This is a genomic window from Pedobacter antarcticus, from assembly GCF_900103515.1.
GTDB classification, from domain to species: domain Bacteria; phylum Bacteroidota; class Bacteroidia; order Sphingobacteriales; family Sphingobacteriaceae; genus Pedobacter; species Pedobacter antarcticus.
Map to the genome: position 1 here is coordinate 200,606 of NZ_FNGZ01000005.1, position 15,189 is coordinate 215,794.

Genomic DNA, 15,189 nt, shown 5'->3' on the forward strand with positions numbered 1-15,189 from the left:
AAGGAAAAAGATCCTCCTTTTCTAAAAACTATCCCATGTAAGGGGCGTTATTAACGTAGATTCTTTAGTTTAATTGTATTTACGTTTTTTATTATGGCAGACCATCAAAATCAAAGAAACCCTGAGTTATTCAGAGATACAGTAGATTTTGAGTATCAATTGTCTCAGTATCGAAAGAGAATTTCCAATATTCTAGAAAGTTTTACAGATGCATTTTTCGAAGTGGATAGAGAATGGAAAGTAACTTACTGGAATAAAGAGGCAGAGCGGCTAATGCTCATGCCCCGGTCAGAAGTCATAGGAAAAAATTTATGGGATGTTTATGCTGACGCTGTACCATTGAAGTTCTTTACCGAATATCATAAAGCAGTGGATGAGAATGTTTCCGTGAGGTTTGAGGAGTATTTTCCGCCCCGGGGAATTTGGGTGGAAGTTGCTGCTTTCCCATCAGGAAATGGACTGTCAGTTTATTTCAAAGATATCACAGCGAATAAAAAGTCTTTGGAAACGCTTCAGGATGAACGGAGGAAATATCGTGATTTATTTAACCTCAGCCCGGTGCCGCAATGGGTATATGATTTCGATAATTTGCAGTTCCTGGACGTGAATGAGGCTGCAATCAGTCATTACGGGTATACCCGAGGCGAATTTTTATCCATGACAATCAAAGATATCCGCCTTAAAAGTGACATACCAGCGCTTGAGGAAATGTTATGTACAAAAGTTGCTGTGGGCTATTTTAGTAAAAACAGCGTAAAGCACCAGAAAAAGAATGGAGAAATTATCTCGGTAAATGTGGAGGGCAATACGGTCTACTTTGAAGGCAAAAATGCAAGGCTTGTAATGGCAATAGATCGTACTGCCGAGATCCAGGCGAAGCAAGCACAGGAAAATAGTCTTAAAAGATTTGATATTGTTTCCAAGGCAACAAGCGATGCAATTTGGGATCTGGATATGGTTACCGGAGAAATGTTATGGAATCAGGGCATCAGAGGAATCTTTGGTCACGAAAAAACTTCATATACTGAAAAATGGTGGCAGGAGCATGTCCACCCCGAAGATCTGGACAAAATACTTTGGAAGACAAAATCACTGATCGAAAATCATAAAACTAGATTGAATGCCGAATACCGTTTTAGATGTGCAGATGGTTCGTACAGGTTTGTACTCGACAGAGCCTTTATTCTCTTTAACGTGGACGGCTTGCCGGTAAGAATAATTGGTTCCATGCAAGATGTAACCGAGCGGGTGAGTGATCTGAATGCAATTAAGGATCAAAATAGGCGTTTACAGGAAATATCGTGGATACAATCCCACAAGGTTCGTAGTCCACTTGCGAAGATATTGGGCCTTGTTTCTCTAATGAAGCTTAGCAAAAATGATCTATCTGCCCTGAATGAATTAATTCCTATGGTGGCGTCTTCGGCCGAAGAACTGGATGCGGTACTAAAGGAAATTGTTGAAAAAACAGAGCGTAAGTAATGGAATCAGATTAAACTAATGAAATACGTATAAACCCCCGTTATAGGTGTTTTTATTATTTAATATATTTGGCGAAATCTTAAACAGATGCTCTGGTTTTATGAATAAACGAATCCTCCTTATAGACAAAGATCCTGCGGTAATTGACGTTATAACTTTGTTACTTGAATCTGAAGGATATCAAATATATGTCTCCAAGAAGCCATTTGAGCATTCGGAGATATACGACATTAAGCCAGACCTGATCTTAATTCATAACGGACTGGCTAATGAAGGCAGTGAAATATCTAAAAGGATTAAATCTGAACCGGGAACGTCTTCAATTCCGGTAATTTTAACCTCAACTAATCCCAATATAGCACAGATAGCCCGTGAGAACGGTGCGGATAACTATTTGCTGAAGCCTTTTGATATTGATGAGTTATGTCTTCTGATTGGTAAAACGATCCAAGCTAAGCTCTGCTAATAAGGGAGCTATTATTATTCATTTTATATATAATAAGTATTAGCGATTATATACTTATATTAATTCGATGAAAAAGCTGATCTTCTCTGTTCTTTTCGGATTGAGTTTGCTTGCTGTTCCCGGATTTGGTGCTGAATATTTACATACGCACATCTCAGACAGGAAAGAGATAATCGTATACATTACTCGTACTGGTGAAAAATATCATCAATCAAACTGCAGGTATCTTAGGCAAAGTAAGATACAAACTACTAAAAAGGAAGCGGTGAAAAACGGATATTCCGCCTGTAAAGTTTGCAAGCCTTAGCAATTAGCTTCTACTGTCAATTTTTTTGAAAATTTCATGTACGTTACCGGACACCGGTGAACGCTAACGTACATGCAAATCTATAAAGATTAAGCAGGAAGCTTATCCTCGACCTTTTGTCTAATAATTTATTGTGGCATATGATTGGTTCTTGCACCTCATTTATCATAGTCAAAAAAACATTTCATGTTCAAGAACTACTTAAAATTAGGTTTCAGGAATCTCAAAAAATATAAACTGTCATCGTTTATAAATATTTCAGGTCTTGCCCTGGCAGTAGGTTGCTGCATTATGGTTTCTGAATATACTTACTGGGCTTTACATCAGGATAGTTTTAATTCCAGAATTGACCGGCTATTTGTGATTGAAAAAATAGTAGATAAGAAAGGGGTACAGCAGATTTATGGAGATGTTCCTGCAGCTCTGGCACCATCGCTGAAGAATGATTACCCTCAGGTATCAAATGCGGCAAGGCTTAATTACCGGTCTGTAGTTATCAAGCAAGGGGAAAATGTGTTCCGGGATAGACTCACTTTTGTAGACGATGATTTTTATGAAATGTTTGATTACCCTGTAAAATGGGGAGAAAGGCAGAAATTCACTGATCAAGATGGAATTGTTCTGACGCAGGAGTTATCTGGCAAGTTATTTGGAACTAGTAATCCGGTAGGTAAAGCGCTGACAATAAGAATCAACCGCGGGAAGAGCGTCATTTCAGAAAACTTTATAGTAAAAGGGGTTCTTAAGAAGTATCCTGTAGAAGCTTCGTTTAATTTCTCCGCGCTTGTTCCATATTCCAGAATGACCGCGCTGGGGCTGGATAAGCCCGGAAGCTGGGTTGAGAGTACCAGCATCACTTTTATTGAAATGAAAGACGCGAAAGACATTGCTTTACTTAGGAGCCAGGGGAAGCGATATTCAGATCTTTACAATGCTGCTAATCAGAATAGCCAGATTTCATCTTTCCACTATCAGCACCTAAATACGATGAACTTTCATTCGTATAAGGTGTATGGGAGTTATTTTAATACCATGCAACCAATCGGGTTAATTATGCTGATTGTTATTGCAGTATCCATTTTGCTGCTGGTATATTTTAATTATATTAATATCACTATTGCATCTGTTTCCGGCAGACTGAAAGAAATCAGCGTCCGAAAAGTAATGGGTAGCAGTAAGGGCCAGATCATTCTTCAGTTTATAACTGAGAATTTAATAATTTGCTCAATAGCCGTTTTTTTCGGTTTGCTGTTGGCAGAAGTCTTCTTTTTTCCATGGTTTAGTTCGATATCAGGATTTCAGTTGGGGAACGAATTTTTCTTGCATCAAAGAACCTGGGTCATGGCATTCATACTTATTTTTGTTTCCGCTTTGAGTGGAGCCACTTATCCGGCATACTATATCTATTCCTTAAGTACCGTTGGAATGATGAAAGGAAATGTACAGATGGGAAGTAAGAATCGTTTCAGGAAGGTTCTGCTGGCTTTTCAATTCTTTCTTACTTTTATGGCTATTTCAACAGCTATCGCATTCGTAAAAGAAACAAAAACTATCAAATCTAAGCCCTGGGGTTATCACCCTGATAATAATGTGGTAGTAAGTATAGATAACTCAAATAGTTATAATTCTATACAGGAACAACTTAAAAAAAATAATAAAATTGAGTCAGTTGCGGGTTCAGTTGAATCGCTTGGCAATTTTACCAGAGAGATCAGCGTAAAGGCTGATACGGAGGCCGAGACAGTCAAGAGTTTGAATGTTCTGCCTGGATTTACCGACCATCTGGGAATTAAAATAACATCCGGACGAGGGTTCAGTGAGAAGTTTCCAGCGGACCGTCAGAATTCGGTTATTGTAAATCAGGCATTTTTGAAAATGATGAACTGGTCATCGGGAATTGGGAAAAAGATCATCTATAACAGCCATAACTATGTGATAGTAGGTGAAGTTAATGATTTCCGTTACGAAAGTTTTGAACACGAAATAGCGCCCTTAGTCCTGATGAATTGTAAACCAGAAGATGTGAGGTTTATATACATCAAATATGCGCCTGAGCTGTTTTCTAACGCACAGCAGGACATCAAAGGAATTCTGCAGAAGATTTATCCTTATCATCCCTTTGAATATTATTATCAGGACGAAGTTTTTGATGGCTATTTCACAGGGTTTTCGAAAATATCAAAACTTCTAGGCGTAACATCGTTATTCATGACGCTGATATCAGTTTCGGGTGTATTTGGACTGGCATTGATTATTCTAGGCAAAAAGATGAAGGAAATAAGTGTCCGAAAAGTATTGGGTGCAGATATGAGCCATATTATATATTTGATTGTCAAAGAGTTTTTCTTTGCATTGGTTTTTGCCATATCAATTGGATTGCCGCTTTCCTATGTTATGATGACCGCTATGTTCAGTCAGCTATCTGTTAATAGTCAGTTTTCATTATTGCCGGTTTTAATGGCTGTGGTCGCCCTGTTATTTACTACAGCAGTAAGTGTGTCATGGCATATTTTAAAAGCTTATAGGGCAAGTATTTCCCCTTATCTAAAAGACGAATAGCTTTATAAAGCTGTCTCAATTTACCCATTTTATGTCTTTTATGCACCGGTTTTGGACGCTGGATAACAGTTAACTTTATCATAATCAAAAATAGATCTTATGAAAAAACTTGAATACAGCATTACTATTAATGCTTCACCTGAGCGTGTTTGGGAAATAATTACCGGCAAAGAAACCTACGGACAATGGACGTCGGTATTTGCTGAAGGCTCCAGTGCAGAGACAGACTGGAAAAAAGGAAGTAAGGCGATCTTTCTCAATGGAGAGGGTCAGGGAATGGTCTCTGAAATTGTCGATAGTATTCCGGGTAAATTTCTTTCGATCCGTCACCTTGGAGAAGTAAAAGACGGTGTAGAAGATGCAACGACCTATCAGGGAGAGGAGTGGGGAGACGCACTGGAAAATTATGAACTAGAGCAGGTTAATGGAAAAACGGTATGGGTTGTTACGCTAGATATGAACGATGATTACGTCGATTTCATGAATAATACCTGGCCTGCCGCACTGGAAAAGGTAAAAGACCTGTCTGAACAGGCAAAATAATAGCAAGATTATACAATCGTTGGAGGCATATCTATCTTAAATTTGGAGCAAAAATATTACCATGAATAAGATGTTTATTGTTTTCTTGTTATCCTTAATTTCTTCCGTGCTTTTTGCCCAGCACCAGCTGCCTTTGTCCACAAAAGGTTCAGTTGGTGTTAGTACAAATATCGAAACCTACTTCTTTGCTGAAAAGCTTGCAGTCGAACATATCGGTAACTATGTTTTTGATATTAAGGGGGTAGATTATTCTCATCAACCCATTGTGTATTTTGGTTTTAAACATTTTAGTAACTACCAGAATGATCCCGTTATAATCCGTGCAGCGGAAATACTAAAGGAGATTCGTGATACATTGCACGATAATGGTCCGATTTTTAACTATTTATTGAATCAGAAGGAGTTCCCCGGGGCGGGGCCGAGGTTTGCGTTGAAAACAGATAATAATCCTTCTGGCTCTTCCATGAATAAAAATGTGGATGCTCTGTTGGCAGAGCTCACTGATAGTCTGAGGAGTTTCTATGTCAAAGCAGATGTGGGGAGATTTCTGGCTGAAAATTCGTCCTTTTACAAACAAGCACTGCAGGAAATAGGAAAAGATATCAATAAGGATATTTTTCTTCATATGGAGAAGTGGTACGGCCAAAAATTTCCTTTTTATGAATTATACATTTCCCCAGCTATGCCTATTACTCCTGGCGATGACAATTATCGTGGTGTTGGACCACAAATAGACTCTCCAAAGGGTAAGATTCCTTCTATGGTTGTCAGCTCCAGTAAAATGCTCAAACTTCAAAATAGCCTTGCCGACTATCATGAATTTGGATTTGATAACGAACCTGTAACTTCATTTATTTCTTCGCATGAAATAGGACATTCTTTTGTGAATCCTTTGCTTGATCAATATACGACAAGCATTAAGGCAGATTCCGCACTTTATACAAAAAAATTAGAAGCGATATTGAGTACAAGCAATATCCGTGGCTGGCATGTGACTGTTATTGAACATCTGGTAAGGTTGGGAGAAATTCGAATTGCAGTTTCAGTGAAGAATGATAAAGAAGCAGAACGATTACGGAAATTGCATATCGGGGAATACAATTGCGTGCTGATCCCTTTATTAGAGGCGAAAATCATAGAGTATGAACGTAACCATAAAAAATACCCTGATTTTAAAAGTTATGTACCTGTCCTGATGGCGTATTTTCAGGGGCTCACGCCGGAGATTATTGATGAGCAGGTAAGATTGTATGTAAATTACTGATAGATTACCCAGTCTTCCGGGGGCAGAATAATTGAATTGGTTGTTCCCCCTGGGTAAAAAGACATACGTTAAGCCTTTATACGATGTGCATTTTTCTTTTTACCCTTTTTTAGCCAGATAATAAACCCAGTTACAGGTAAACTGGCAGAAATAAGACTAATTATAGTGGCTACTATTTTCCCGAACAGGCCAAATATCTGCCCGGTATGAAGGTCATAATTTGCAGCCTCGATGACATCAGCTCTTGTATAGTCTTTGTATAATTTGGAACTGATTAATTGCCCATTATTTGCATTGTAGAAAAAAGTGTTCCGCTTTCTTTCCCAGCTTGACGCATAGTTTAAACGAAGACGGATATTTCCGTCTTTACGGATAGTCAACGTTGTTAATTCAGCACCAGGGTATAGACTGACCGCATCTGCATACATTTTTCCGTAACGTTCCGGGATAGCTTCAATGATTTCAGGTTTAATCGCCGGCTCAGCTTTTTTACCTTCGGTGAGTTTAGACCCACTTAAAAAACTAACCGCTGTGCGTACTTCTTTGAATCCAAAATATAGTCCGGAAAGAGAAATTACCAGCAAGATACCTGAAGCATAAAATCCCACTACATTGTGCAAATCATAATTGACTCGCTTAAAAGAGCCTTCCCATTTAATCGTAAGGGCTTGTCTGATAAGCCGGACCTGGCCAGGAAACCATAAAATCAAACCGGAAATTAACATAATCACAAATATGACTACAGACCAGCGGATAATAAACTTTCCTGTCTCACCCATTAATAATGAGGTATGTATTTCGCGGATGGTAAGTAGATAATCTTTCCCAGCTTTTTTGACCAGACGCCCATTATACGGATCAAGGTAATAAACATTACCTTTTCCGGCACTGAAAGCAACGGTTGCATTAGGCGCTGTATGGTTAATCTCAATCCCTGTTATTTTCTTTCCAGGGGCAATTTTGGACATGTCATGCAATAATGCAGCAAGGCTTGCAGGTGTTTGGTTGCTTACAGGTACATAAGCGTATTCTTTCTGCAGATAGGTCCGGATATCAGACTCAAAGACATACATACAGGCGGTAAGGCTGATGATCATAACTATGACCCCACTAAACAGACCCAGCCATAAATGGATTAACCTCACGCCATTTTTAATTTTCTTACTTGTTTTCATTAGAAAGAATATCCTGCAGCAAGGTTAAATCTTCGTCCGTTTCCTCTGGTATAGATTGTGTTATTTCCATAGAACTGAGAGATGCTTGGGTAATAAGCTTTATTAAATAGGTTCTCTAGTCCAAGATTCAGTTTCAAAGCCTTTGTTGCCTGATAACCCATGGCAAGGTTGAAAAGGTTATACGCCTTCACAGGGCCTTCTCCGATTAGGTATTTGCCTGTCTTTGGACTTGGCTCGAAATGATCCCTGTTGCCAACTCTCATCCAGTTTAAATCGAAGGTGAAATCTTTAATACCCGAAAACTTAAGATAAACTGTCGCTTTAGAAGGGGGAATGCGGGTTGTATTAAGATATACGTCATTTGGTCCATCATAATTTCCGTCGTTATCGACGTCGCCTTTTCCATCTACAAAAGCATAGTTACCGCCAATTGACAGATCTTTTGTAAACGTGTAGTCGGCTTGGATCTCGTAGCCGGAAACCCGTTCAGGTATTCTTTGGGAAATATACTTACCATCTACTTCTAAAAGATTCGCACCTAGTTTAGAAGTACTGATATAATAAGCTGCACTCACATTCAGACTTCCGATTGAACTACTAAATCCCGCCTCATAATTATTGACAATAATAGGCTTTGTTTGCAATTGTGAAAGCGTATTGCTTTGCGCTGCACGCAGCACACGGCCTAATTCGAAAACAGAAAAAGATTGTGCATAACTGATAAATGGATTAAATAATTTAGAAGCTGAATATCTGGCGCCTAAGTTAAATACAAGGGCATTATAATTTAACTTTCCACCTTGAACAGCGATACTTCCTTCATTATTGGGGCCAGTAGCAAGCGTATTAAAATCGTCAACTTTGATATTGATATTTTCTACTCTTAAACCTCCTTTAATGGTAAGGTTTCTTAAAATATTTGTAGTAGTCTGCAGATAAGGTGCGAAGTTAACCATATTCATATCCGGTACCCATACTCTTCCGTCAGTCAGACTTTGAGAGGTATTATCATTCATCAGATCGAGTCCATAGTTAATCTGTGTGGAAACTTGTTCCGAAAAAGTAACCGGAGTATTCAAATTAACTCTTGCCCCTTTTTTTTGTGATTTAATGGCCGACTGCCCACCTTCATAAAAAGACGCTACATTTGAATAGATAGTATAAAAATCCTGTAGATAAACGTTAGCCTGTAGATTAGTTTGTCCAAAGATCTGGTTATTGGTATACTGCAGGTTTGCGTTGTGATTGTGGCGCGTTCCTTCGTGTTCTCCTTTACGTATACCTTTAACTCCAATTGCAGGTTTCTCACCATATATTCCGTTTTTCAATACATATTCAGAATGCTGCCTTGAGCTAAAATAGTTGTACATCAGTTCGAGTCTTTGTTTGGCAGAAATATCGTAGCCAATTTTAGCGAAGGCATTATAAGTTTTAGTTTCTCCTAATCCGTAATCTGGGGAAATAACTTCTCCTTTAGCATCACGGTAAACACCCGTTTTCTCATAAGAACCGCTTACAACGTAATCTATTTTCCCATCTTTTCCATAAAACTGCTGTACTGCGCGAAAACCGAGAGTGCTGTCTCCCTTAGTATTACCTGTCATTCCAAGTTGAGAATACCCACCGAATTTTTTACCTGCAACAGGTTTTTTAGTGATATAATTGATCAATCCGCCTTCGGCACCATTACCGTATATGGCAGTAGCGCCTTTAATAACCTCAACTCTTTCAATTACAGATGGATCTATACTTCGGATATCCCTTCCTCCAGCACGTAGCGGGGTAGATTGAGGTATACCGTCGACCAATACTAAGACATTACGTCCGCGAAGTGTCTGACCTGAATTGCCCGTTTGATTTGTAGATGTACCCAGTCCAGGAACACTGTAAGCAAGAATATTGGCGAGATTAGGACTGATAGTTGACTGTGTCGCAATGTCCTTGGCTGTTAATATCGTTACTGATGACGGGGTCTGAGAAAGTGATTCTGCCTTTCTGCTTGCGGAAACAATTACTTCATTTAGGTCTGCATTGTCATTCTGCAGGGTGAAATCAAGGTTTATTACCTGATCAGAATTGATGGATATTACAGATTCATGATTAAGAAACCCTGTAACGGAAATACGGATTGTATATGTTCCAGAAGGGATCCCTTTGAACTGAAACCGTCCATTTTGATCGGTGACAGTCTTCAGACTAGTTTTCTTTAACTGTACATTTGCATTTGCGATTTTCTGATGATCGCTGTCAGTTACCGTACCCGTCAGTATGTTTTGTGTGCCTTGGGAAAAAGTAAAAAGAGGAATAAATATTAAGAACGTAATGTATAGTAGTAAAGATCCAGGCTTCATATAGAATAATTTCCGCAAATATATACTTATTAAGACTTGTTACAAATAGACTTAAGTTAAATCCGTAATTTTAATTATTTGACTTACAGTTGAGCTGCATAAATAATTATTGAAAATTCGCAAAATATACATCGTTTCATATGGCACCTGTTAGAAAACTTATTCAGCAAATTCTATGTGGAGATTAGAAGGTGGGTTGCTTTAAGCATTACCTCGTGGTTTAAAATAGATTTTCATAGAAAAATGATTAAAGTAATTGCTGTGTTTCTTTAATGGTATCCATTACAAAAATGCTTTCTGTTTTAGCAATTCCGGAAACTTCACCGAGCTTATGTATAGAGAAATGATGATAAGCTTCCATACTGCCAGTTACGATTTTGAGCATGAAGTCGAATTCTCCAGAGATATTATAACACTCTATCACTTCTTTAAACTGTAATATTTTTTGAATAAAAGCACCCGCTATTTCTTTGTTATGCTCTTTCAGAGATACTTTACAAATTACAATAATGCCCTTATTTAGTTTTCTTTTATCCAGCACAGCGACATACTCTTTGATAATTCCTTCTCTCTCCAGGCGTTTTATTCTTTCATGAGTGGGGGTAGGACTGAGGTGTACCGTATTCGCAATTTCTCTTATTGTGAGTTTTGCATTTTCCTGTAATAGTTTCAATATGTCGAGGTCTTTCTCGTCCAGTACTAGATTGTTCCCTTTAGTTTGTTCTGTTTGAGGTTTGGTGTTCATTTGAAATAAGGCAAATGTTCTATGGATATAGTTTGATAGTTATGTTTGTTCTAAATATCTGTATTATTTTTATAAACTATGGCTTAAATCTACCTTTGCGTAGAATTTTATTCGTATATAATTATGATTCAAAGAAAGAACCTGATTCTCGCCATCGCGTCCGTAGGCATTTTTGTCGAAGCACTTGATATTGCAATTGTGAATCTGGCTATACCCTCAATACAGTCTCAATATGGACTGACAAGCGACCAGGTACAATGGGTGCAAACCTTGTACGTACTGTTATACGGCGGATTCCTGATTATAGGCGGAAAATTAACCGACCTGATTGGAAAGAAAAAGATTTTTATGACAGGTTGCCTGCTTTTTCTGCTCACCTCTCTGGGGGCAGGCTTTTCTCCCGGGTTGGAATATCTCGTTTTTTTTCGCGCATTGCAGGGCATTGGTGCTGCCCTGATCATGCCTTCAGCTTTCGCCATAGTCACCCATACCTTTACAGATAGTAGCGAGAGAAGCAGAGCTATCGCTGTTTTTAGTTCATTCGCTGCGATCGGATCGGGGAGCGGTCTGGCTTTAGGCGGTATTATAACAACACATATGGGCTGGCACTGGATTTTCTTTCTAAATGTACCTGTGTTGTTAATAGTTATCCTTTTAGCTTGGTATCTGCTCAGGGCTGATGAACCGGCAAAAGATACTTCTAAAACTGATTTTCTATCTGGGTTTTTGCTGGTACTGGTATTGCTAATGTTAAGTTATGGTGTGCATGAACTTGGTCATATCAGAGAAAAGGCTTGGCTGATCGCCGGTCTGGGAATAGTTGTACTCCTGATGTCCAGGGCAATTTTAAAAAGGCTAAAAGAAAAATCATTGCCCCTGATTGATTTGTCATTATTTCGCTCTAGGGAGACAGTTACCGGCTTCGGGGTATTCATTTTACTGGGGGCCTTTTTTACCGGATATATGTTTGTTTTATCACTACTGCTTCAGCAGGATATGCACTTTAGTGCAGCAAAGGCTGGTTTGTACCTGGTGCCATTCAGCCTGCTTTCAGCGGCGTTTGCTAAATTTGCTTTGCCCCTGGTTATCCGAAAATTCACAATATGGCAAACTGCAATAATGGGCATGACTTTAATGGTGATGGGAGCAGGCTTTTTAATGGCTTCTGTCTTTTTCGGGCATAATTTACCGTTATTACTTTGCTCTGCAGCCTGTGTATCTGGCTTAGGCATGACTATATGCTACACAAGTTTATCTGTTATTTCAATCATGGGTATCCCCGTTCGACACCATGGATTAGCTTCAAGTCTGGCTAGCACAGCTTATTTTCTGGGTGGAGGAATAGGTCTTTCCTTACTTACACTTTTTATAAATCATGACGTGACCGGGCATTCTGTGAGTTATGCCGCTATTACCGTCCTCTGTATTTATACGCTATCTGGACTAGGTTGGTTACTAAAATATGTCACAACCGTCAGATCCCAGGTCATCACTGCTTCTGTTTAAAGAAAAATGATAACGTATTAAGATACGTATTTGTACTTATGTGAACGTATTAATACCTGCTAAGCAGTATAACTACGTAAAATGAGTGTGGTTTTTGCGTATTGTGGGTGTTGATGCTTATTTTCGAGTACTAAATGAAGCGTAATTAATGCTCAGATTATGATGTGTACACGGACTTTTGATATTCAAAAAAGGAATCTTAAGACGCCATGACACTTCATCCATGCAATACTATAGTCCATTGAATCCCGAGTTAGTTTACTGTTTGGGTTTAATTCGTTTAAAATCATTTAGTGATTTTTTTGACAAAACAACGCATCTCGATATGGAAAAGCCTTTGGTGAGTTCTATAGATCAATATATAATTGATAAAGTTCAGAAACTTAGATTATCCCATAATTTGACCATGAAAGAATTTGGATATATTTTAAACGTCAGCCCGTCCTTTATCTGGAACGTTGAAAATCCTCAGAATATCGCGAAGTATAATATCAAGCATTTGAATATCCTGGCTTTTTACTTCGAACTTTCTCCGAAATATTTTTTACCAAACAAAGCCGTTGTGCCTTTATAGATACCGGAGAATTACGAATTGAACGCATTTGCATCAGTATCGGACTCAGTTTCGATGATTTGGTAAACACAGCGTCTGTCTCCTTTGATCATGTGGTTCATGCGACTAATTTCCACTTTGTCGCCCAGCACATATTTGAATGTATTTAATTCCGATGAACAGAATCCCTGGCAGGTTTTAGCAACTGCGCAAATAGGGCAGTGATTTTCTATGAAAAAATATCCGTTATCTTCCTTCGTGTATTCTGCCATATAACCTTCTCTGGTTCTGATTTCAGCCAGTTTTGCAATTTTTTCTTCTAAAGCAGTGTGTTCCGTCAATTCATTTAGATATCGGGTTTTCCCCTGTTCTTCGTAAATATCTATAACCGTCTGTAGCGCATTTTCGCCTAAAGATGTTTTAATAATATCAACTAGTTTTACAGTAAGTTCAGCATGTGTGTCTGGAAATTTACCATTTCCAAGATCGGTAAGACTATAATATTGTTTAGGACGGCCAACTCCCGTAACATCAGTCTCAACTTTCACGAAACCGTCTTCCATGTTCTTAACCAGTTGAAGTCTAGCTCCTTCACTGGTTATTTGAAGGTGTGAAGCCAGATCTTTTGCAGTTAAAGGGCCTCTTGTCTTGAGGAGCATCAGTATTCGATTTGTCGTCATAATTCAATAAAACAAGTAAATGGTTGTTTTATTCACAAAAGTACTAACTTTGCCGTACTTATTCATATTTAGGTTCAGTTTTCTATTCAGAATGGAAAAAGTATCTAATGATTTACTTTATGATTTAACTTATGCCTATTGTATTATTTGACCCCACCCCAACGGCGACTTTAAGCAGGAATGAAAAAATACCTGTATTCCTTGTTCCTTATTGGAATGTATTAAAGAAGCGGTAAACATGTAATTTCTGTTGAATTCTTCAGCAGAAACCTATTAAACTTTTAACTGGAAATAAACCTTAGGAACGGCATTATTCTGCTGTACAGGATAACTATGCGTATTTTTTTTTATTCGTCGCTGGTTAATTCGCTCCTTCAGGAAGTATTTCTTCTTTTTTATCTTTTAAAAAACAGCTTTGACGAAAAATGAAAAAAAATAATATGCTGACTTTTATAGTCGCTGGTTCGATCCTAAGTTCCTGTGGAAATGCGGTGAAAAATAATGTTGCACCAATACCCGAAAAGTTTCAGACGCAGGTTATCGAGCCTCGCGAGACGGAATTACACGTTACTTATCCTGCAACGCTCGAGGGTGAGCAAACCGTTGAGATACGTCCAAAAGTTGACGGGTATATTGAACAGGTATTGGTTCAGGAGGGCACCTATGTTAAAAGAGGTCAGCCGATTTTCGATATTGATGCCAATACCTACAAACAAGATGTCAATATTAGCCTAGCAGCCATTGCAGCTGCCGAAGCAGAACTAGAAACTGCGGGGATCCAGGTGCAAAGAACAAAAGCGCTGGTAGAACGGAAAATCGTAAACACATTCGAATTAAAAACTGCTGTTAATCTGGAGCGGGTGAAAAAAGCACAACTCCTTCAGGCAAAAGCAGATCTTTCCGCAGCAAGAACAAAACTCTCCTATACCCGTATTCTGAGCCCTATAGACGGATATATAGGGACACTTCCTTATAAAACGGGAAGTTTAGTTAGCAGTACAGCAGAAATACCGCTTACCAGTGTTGCAGACACCAGAAAAGTCTATGCTTATTTTTCACTAAGTCAGCAGCAATTGCAGGTGTTTCTTAATAAATATAAAGGAAATCAGCAGCATAATAGATTGAAAAACATGCCCGAAGTAAACCTGATTCTTTCGCAGGGAGAGACATACCCTTTAAAAGGTAAAATAGAAACGTTAAGCGGTGTGCTCAATAAAAATACCGGTTCAGCCAATTTTAAAGCGGTATTTGCTAATCCGGACGGCCGACTCTGGAGTGGTTCCAGTGCGTCAGTTTCTGTCCCTTTGCTGTTAAAGGATGCATTGCTGATTCCTAAAAATGCGACTTATGAAATCCAGGGTAAACGTTTTGTTTTTACAGTGGATAATAAGAATAAAGTACAGCAAATGCCAATTGAGATTATGGACTCCGCTAACGAGAAGACCTATGTTGTGACCGGCGGATTAAAATCAGGAGACCGGATAGTCTGCGAAGGACTTCAGTATTTAAGTAATGGAATGCAAATAGTTCCTGATGGTTCAGCTGCTAAATAAATGAT

General features: G+C 38.6%; 13 protein-coding genes. 9 read left to right on the forward strand and 4 right to left on the reverse strand.

Annotated elements, in window-relative coordinates:
* Positions 1 to 93 precede the first annotated feature (93 nt).
* From BLR53_RS12450 to BLR53_RS12475, 6 genes are all read left to right on the forward strand, one after another.
* A complete protein-coding gene (locus BLR53_RS12450; RefSeq protein WP_074590077.1) occupies positions 94 to 1,482 on the forward strand; it encodes a PAS domain S-box protein in 1,389 nt (462 codons plus the stop codon).
* Between the two features lie 100 nt (positions 1,483 to 1,582).
* Entirely contained in the window at positions 1,583 to 1,948 is a 366-nt protein-coding gene (locus BLR53_RS12455) for a response regulator (RefSeq protein WP_074590079.1), read from the forward strand.
* 67 nt (positions 1,949 to 2,015) lie between these two features.
* The gene (locus tag BLR53_RS12460) at positions 2,016 to 2,255 is read left to right on the forward strand and encodes a hypothetical protein (RefSeq protein WP_074590081.1); all 240 of its coding nucleotides are present in this window, start codon (positions 2,016 to 2,018) and stop codon (positions 2,253 to 2,255) included.
* 186 nt (positions 2,256 to 2,441) lie between these two features.
* A complete protein-coding gene (locus tag BLR53_RS12465) occupies positions 2,442 to 4,814 on the forward strand; it encodes an ABC transporter permease (RefSeq protein ID WP_074590083.1) in 2,373 nt (790 codons plus the stop codon).
* Between the two features lie 99 nt (positions 4,815 to 4,913).
* Positions 4,914 to 5,357, forward strand: coding sequence for an SRPBCC family protein (locus BLR53_RS12470; protein ID WP_037439340.1), 444 nt, complete (start codon positions 4,914 to 4,916; stop codon positions 5,355 to 5,357).
* A gap of 61 nt (positions 5,358 to 5,418) precedes the next feature.
* Positions 5,419 to 6,621, forward strand: a complete 1,203-nt coding sequence (locus BLR53_RS12475; protein WP_074590085.1) for a DUF4932 domain-containing protein — start codon at positions 5,419 to 5,421, stop codon at positions 6,619 to 6,621.
* Positions 6,622 to 6,689: 68 nt separating this feature from the next.
* On the opposite strand, the gene BLR53_RS12480 is transcribed toward BLR53_RS12475, so the two are convergent.
* The 3 genes from BLR53_RS12480 to BLR53_RS12490 all read right to left on the reverse strand — a co-directional run bounded on the left by BLR53_RS12480 (position 6,690) and on the right by BLR53_RS12490 (position 10,892).
* Positions 6,690 to 7,796 (reverse strand): PepSY-associated TM helix domain-containing protein, encoded by a 1,107-nt coding sequence (locus tag BLR53_RS12480; protein WP_074590088.1) that lies wholly within the window; start codon positions 7,794 to 7,796, stop codon positions 6,690 to 6,692.
* Positions 7,796 to 10,147, reverse strand: a complete 2,352-nt coding sequence (locus tag BLR53_RS12485; RefSeq protein ID WP_074590090.1) for a TonB-dependent receptor — start codon at positions 10,145 to 10,147, stop codon at positions 7,796 to 7,798. Before BLR53_RS12485 ends, BLR53_RS12480 begins: the two co-directional genes overlap by 1 nt.
* Positions 10,148 to 10,394: 247 nt before the next feature.
* Positions 10,395 to 10,892, reverse strand: coding sequence for an Lrp/AsnC family transcriptional regulator (locus BLR53_RS12490; RefSeq protein ID WP_074590092.1), 498 nt, complete (start codon positions 10,890 to 10,892; stop codon positions 10,395 to 10,397).
* Between the two features lie 123 nt (positions 10,893 to 11,015).
* Between BLR53_RS12490 and BLR53_RS12495 the strand changes: the two genes are divergently transcribed.
* Together BLR53_RS12495 and BLR53_RS12500 are read left to right on the forward strand one after the other, a co-directional pair.
* Positions 11,016 to 12,398, forward strand: coding sequence for an MFS transporter (locus BLR53_RS12495; protein ID WP_051759738.1), 1,383 nt, complete (start codon positions 11,016 to 11,018; stop codon positions 12,396 to 12,398).
* Positions 12,399 to 12,723: 325 nt separating this feature from the next.
* Positions 12,724 to 12,972, forward strand: a complete 249-nt coding sequence (locus BLR53_RS12500) for a helix-turn-helix domain-containing protein (protein WP_051759736.1) — start codon at positions 12,724 to 12,726, stop codon at positions 12,970 to 12,972.
* A gap of 11 nt (positions 12,973 to 12,983) precedes the next feature.
* Here BLR53_RS12500 and BLR53_RS12505 read toward each other — a convergent pair whose 3' ends face one another.
* Positions 12,984 to 13,610 carry a helix-turn-helix transcriptional regulator gene (locus BLR53_RS12505; protein ID WP_244889509.1) on the reverse strand — a complete coding sequence of 209 codons (627 nt, stop codon included), beginning with the start codon at positions 13,608 to 13,610 and terminating at the stop codon, positions 12,984 to 12,986.
* 446 nt (positions 13,611 to 14,056) lie between these two features.
* Between BLR53_RS12505 and BLR53_RS12510 the strand changes: the two genes are divergently transcribed.
* Complete coding sequence (locus BLR53_RS12510; RefSeq protein WP_074590096.1) at positions 14,057 to 15,184, forward strand: efflux RND transporter periplasmic adaptor subunit; 1,128 nt, start codon at positions 14,057 to 14,059, stop codon at positions 15,182 to 15,184.
* Positions 15,185 to 15,189 lie beyond the last annotated feature (5 nt).

Excerpts from the sequence above, each read along its gene's own strand:
- BLR53_RS12450 (WP_074590077.1), top strand. The coding sequence starts at position 94 with ATGGCAGACCATCAAAATCAAAGAAACCCTGAGTTATTCAGAGATACA.
- BLR53_RS12455 (WP_074590079.1), top strand. The coding sequence starts at position 1,583 with ATGAATAAACGAATCCTCCTTATAGACAAAGATCCTGCGGTAATTGAC.
- BLR53_RS12460 (WP_074590081.1), top strand. The coding sequence starts at position 2,016 with ATGAAAAAGCTGATCTTCTCTGTTCTTTTCGGATTGAGTTTGCTTGCT.
- BLR53_RS12465 (WP_074590083.1), top strand. The coding sequence starts at position 2,442 with ATGTTCAAGAACTACTTAAAATTAGGTTTCAGGAATCTCAAAAAATAT.
- BLR53_RS12470 (WP_037439340.1), top strand. The coding sequence starts at position 4,914 with ATGAAAAAACTTGAATACAGCATTACTATTAATGCTTCACCTGAGCGT.
- BLR53_RS12475 (WP_074590085.1), top strand. The coding sequence starts at position 5,419 with ATGAATAAGATGTTTATTGTTTTCTTGTTATCCTTAATTTCTTCCGTG.
- BLR53_RS12480 (WP_074590088.1), bottom strand. The coding sequence starts at position 7,796 with ATGAAAACAAGTAAGAAAATTAAAAATGGCGTGAGGTTAATCCATTTA.
- BLR53_RS12485 (WP_074590090.1), bottom strand. The coding sequence starts at position 10,147 with ATGAAGCCTGGATCTTTACTACTATACATTACGTTCTTAATATTTATT.
- BLR53_RS12490 (WP_074590092.1), bottom strand. The coding sequence starts at position 10,892 with ATGAACACCAAACCTCAAACAGAACAAACTAAAGGGAACAATCTAGTA.
- BLR53_RS12495 (WP_051759738.1), top strand. The coding sequence starts at position 11,016 with ATGATTCAAAGAAAGAACCTGATTCTCGCCATCGCGTCCGTAGGCATT.
- BLR53_RS12500 (WP_051759736.1), top strand. The coding sequence starts at position 12,724 with ATGGAAAAGCCTTTGGTGAGTTCTATAGATCAATATATAATTGATAAA.
- BLR53_RS12505 (WP_244889509.1), bottom strand. The coding sequence starts at position 13,610 with ATGCTCCTCAAGACAAGAGGCCCTTTAACTGCAAAAGATCTGGCTTCA.
- BLR53_RS12510 (WP_074590096.1), top strand. The coding sequence starts at position 14,057 with ATGAAAAAAAATAATATGCTGACTTTTATAGTCGCTGGTTCGATCCTA.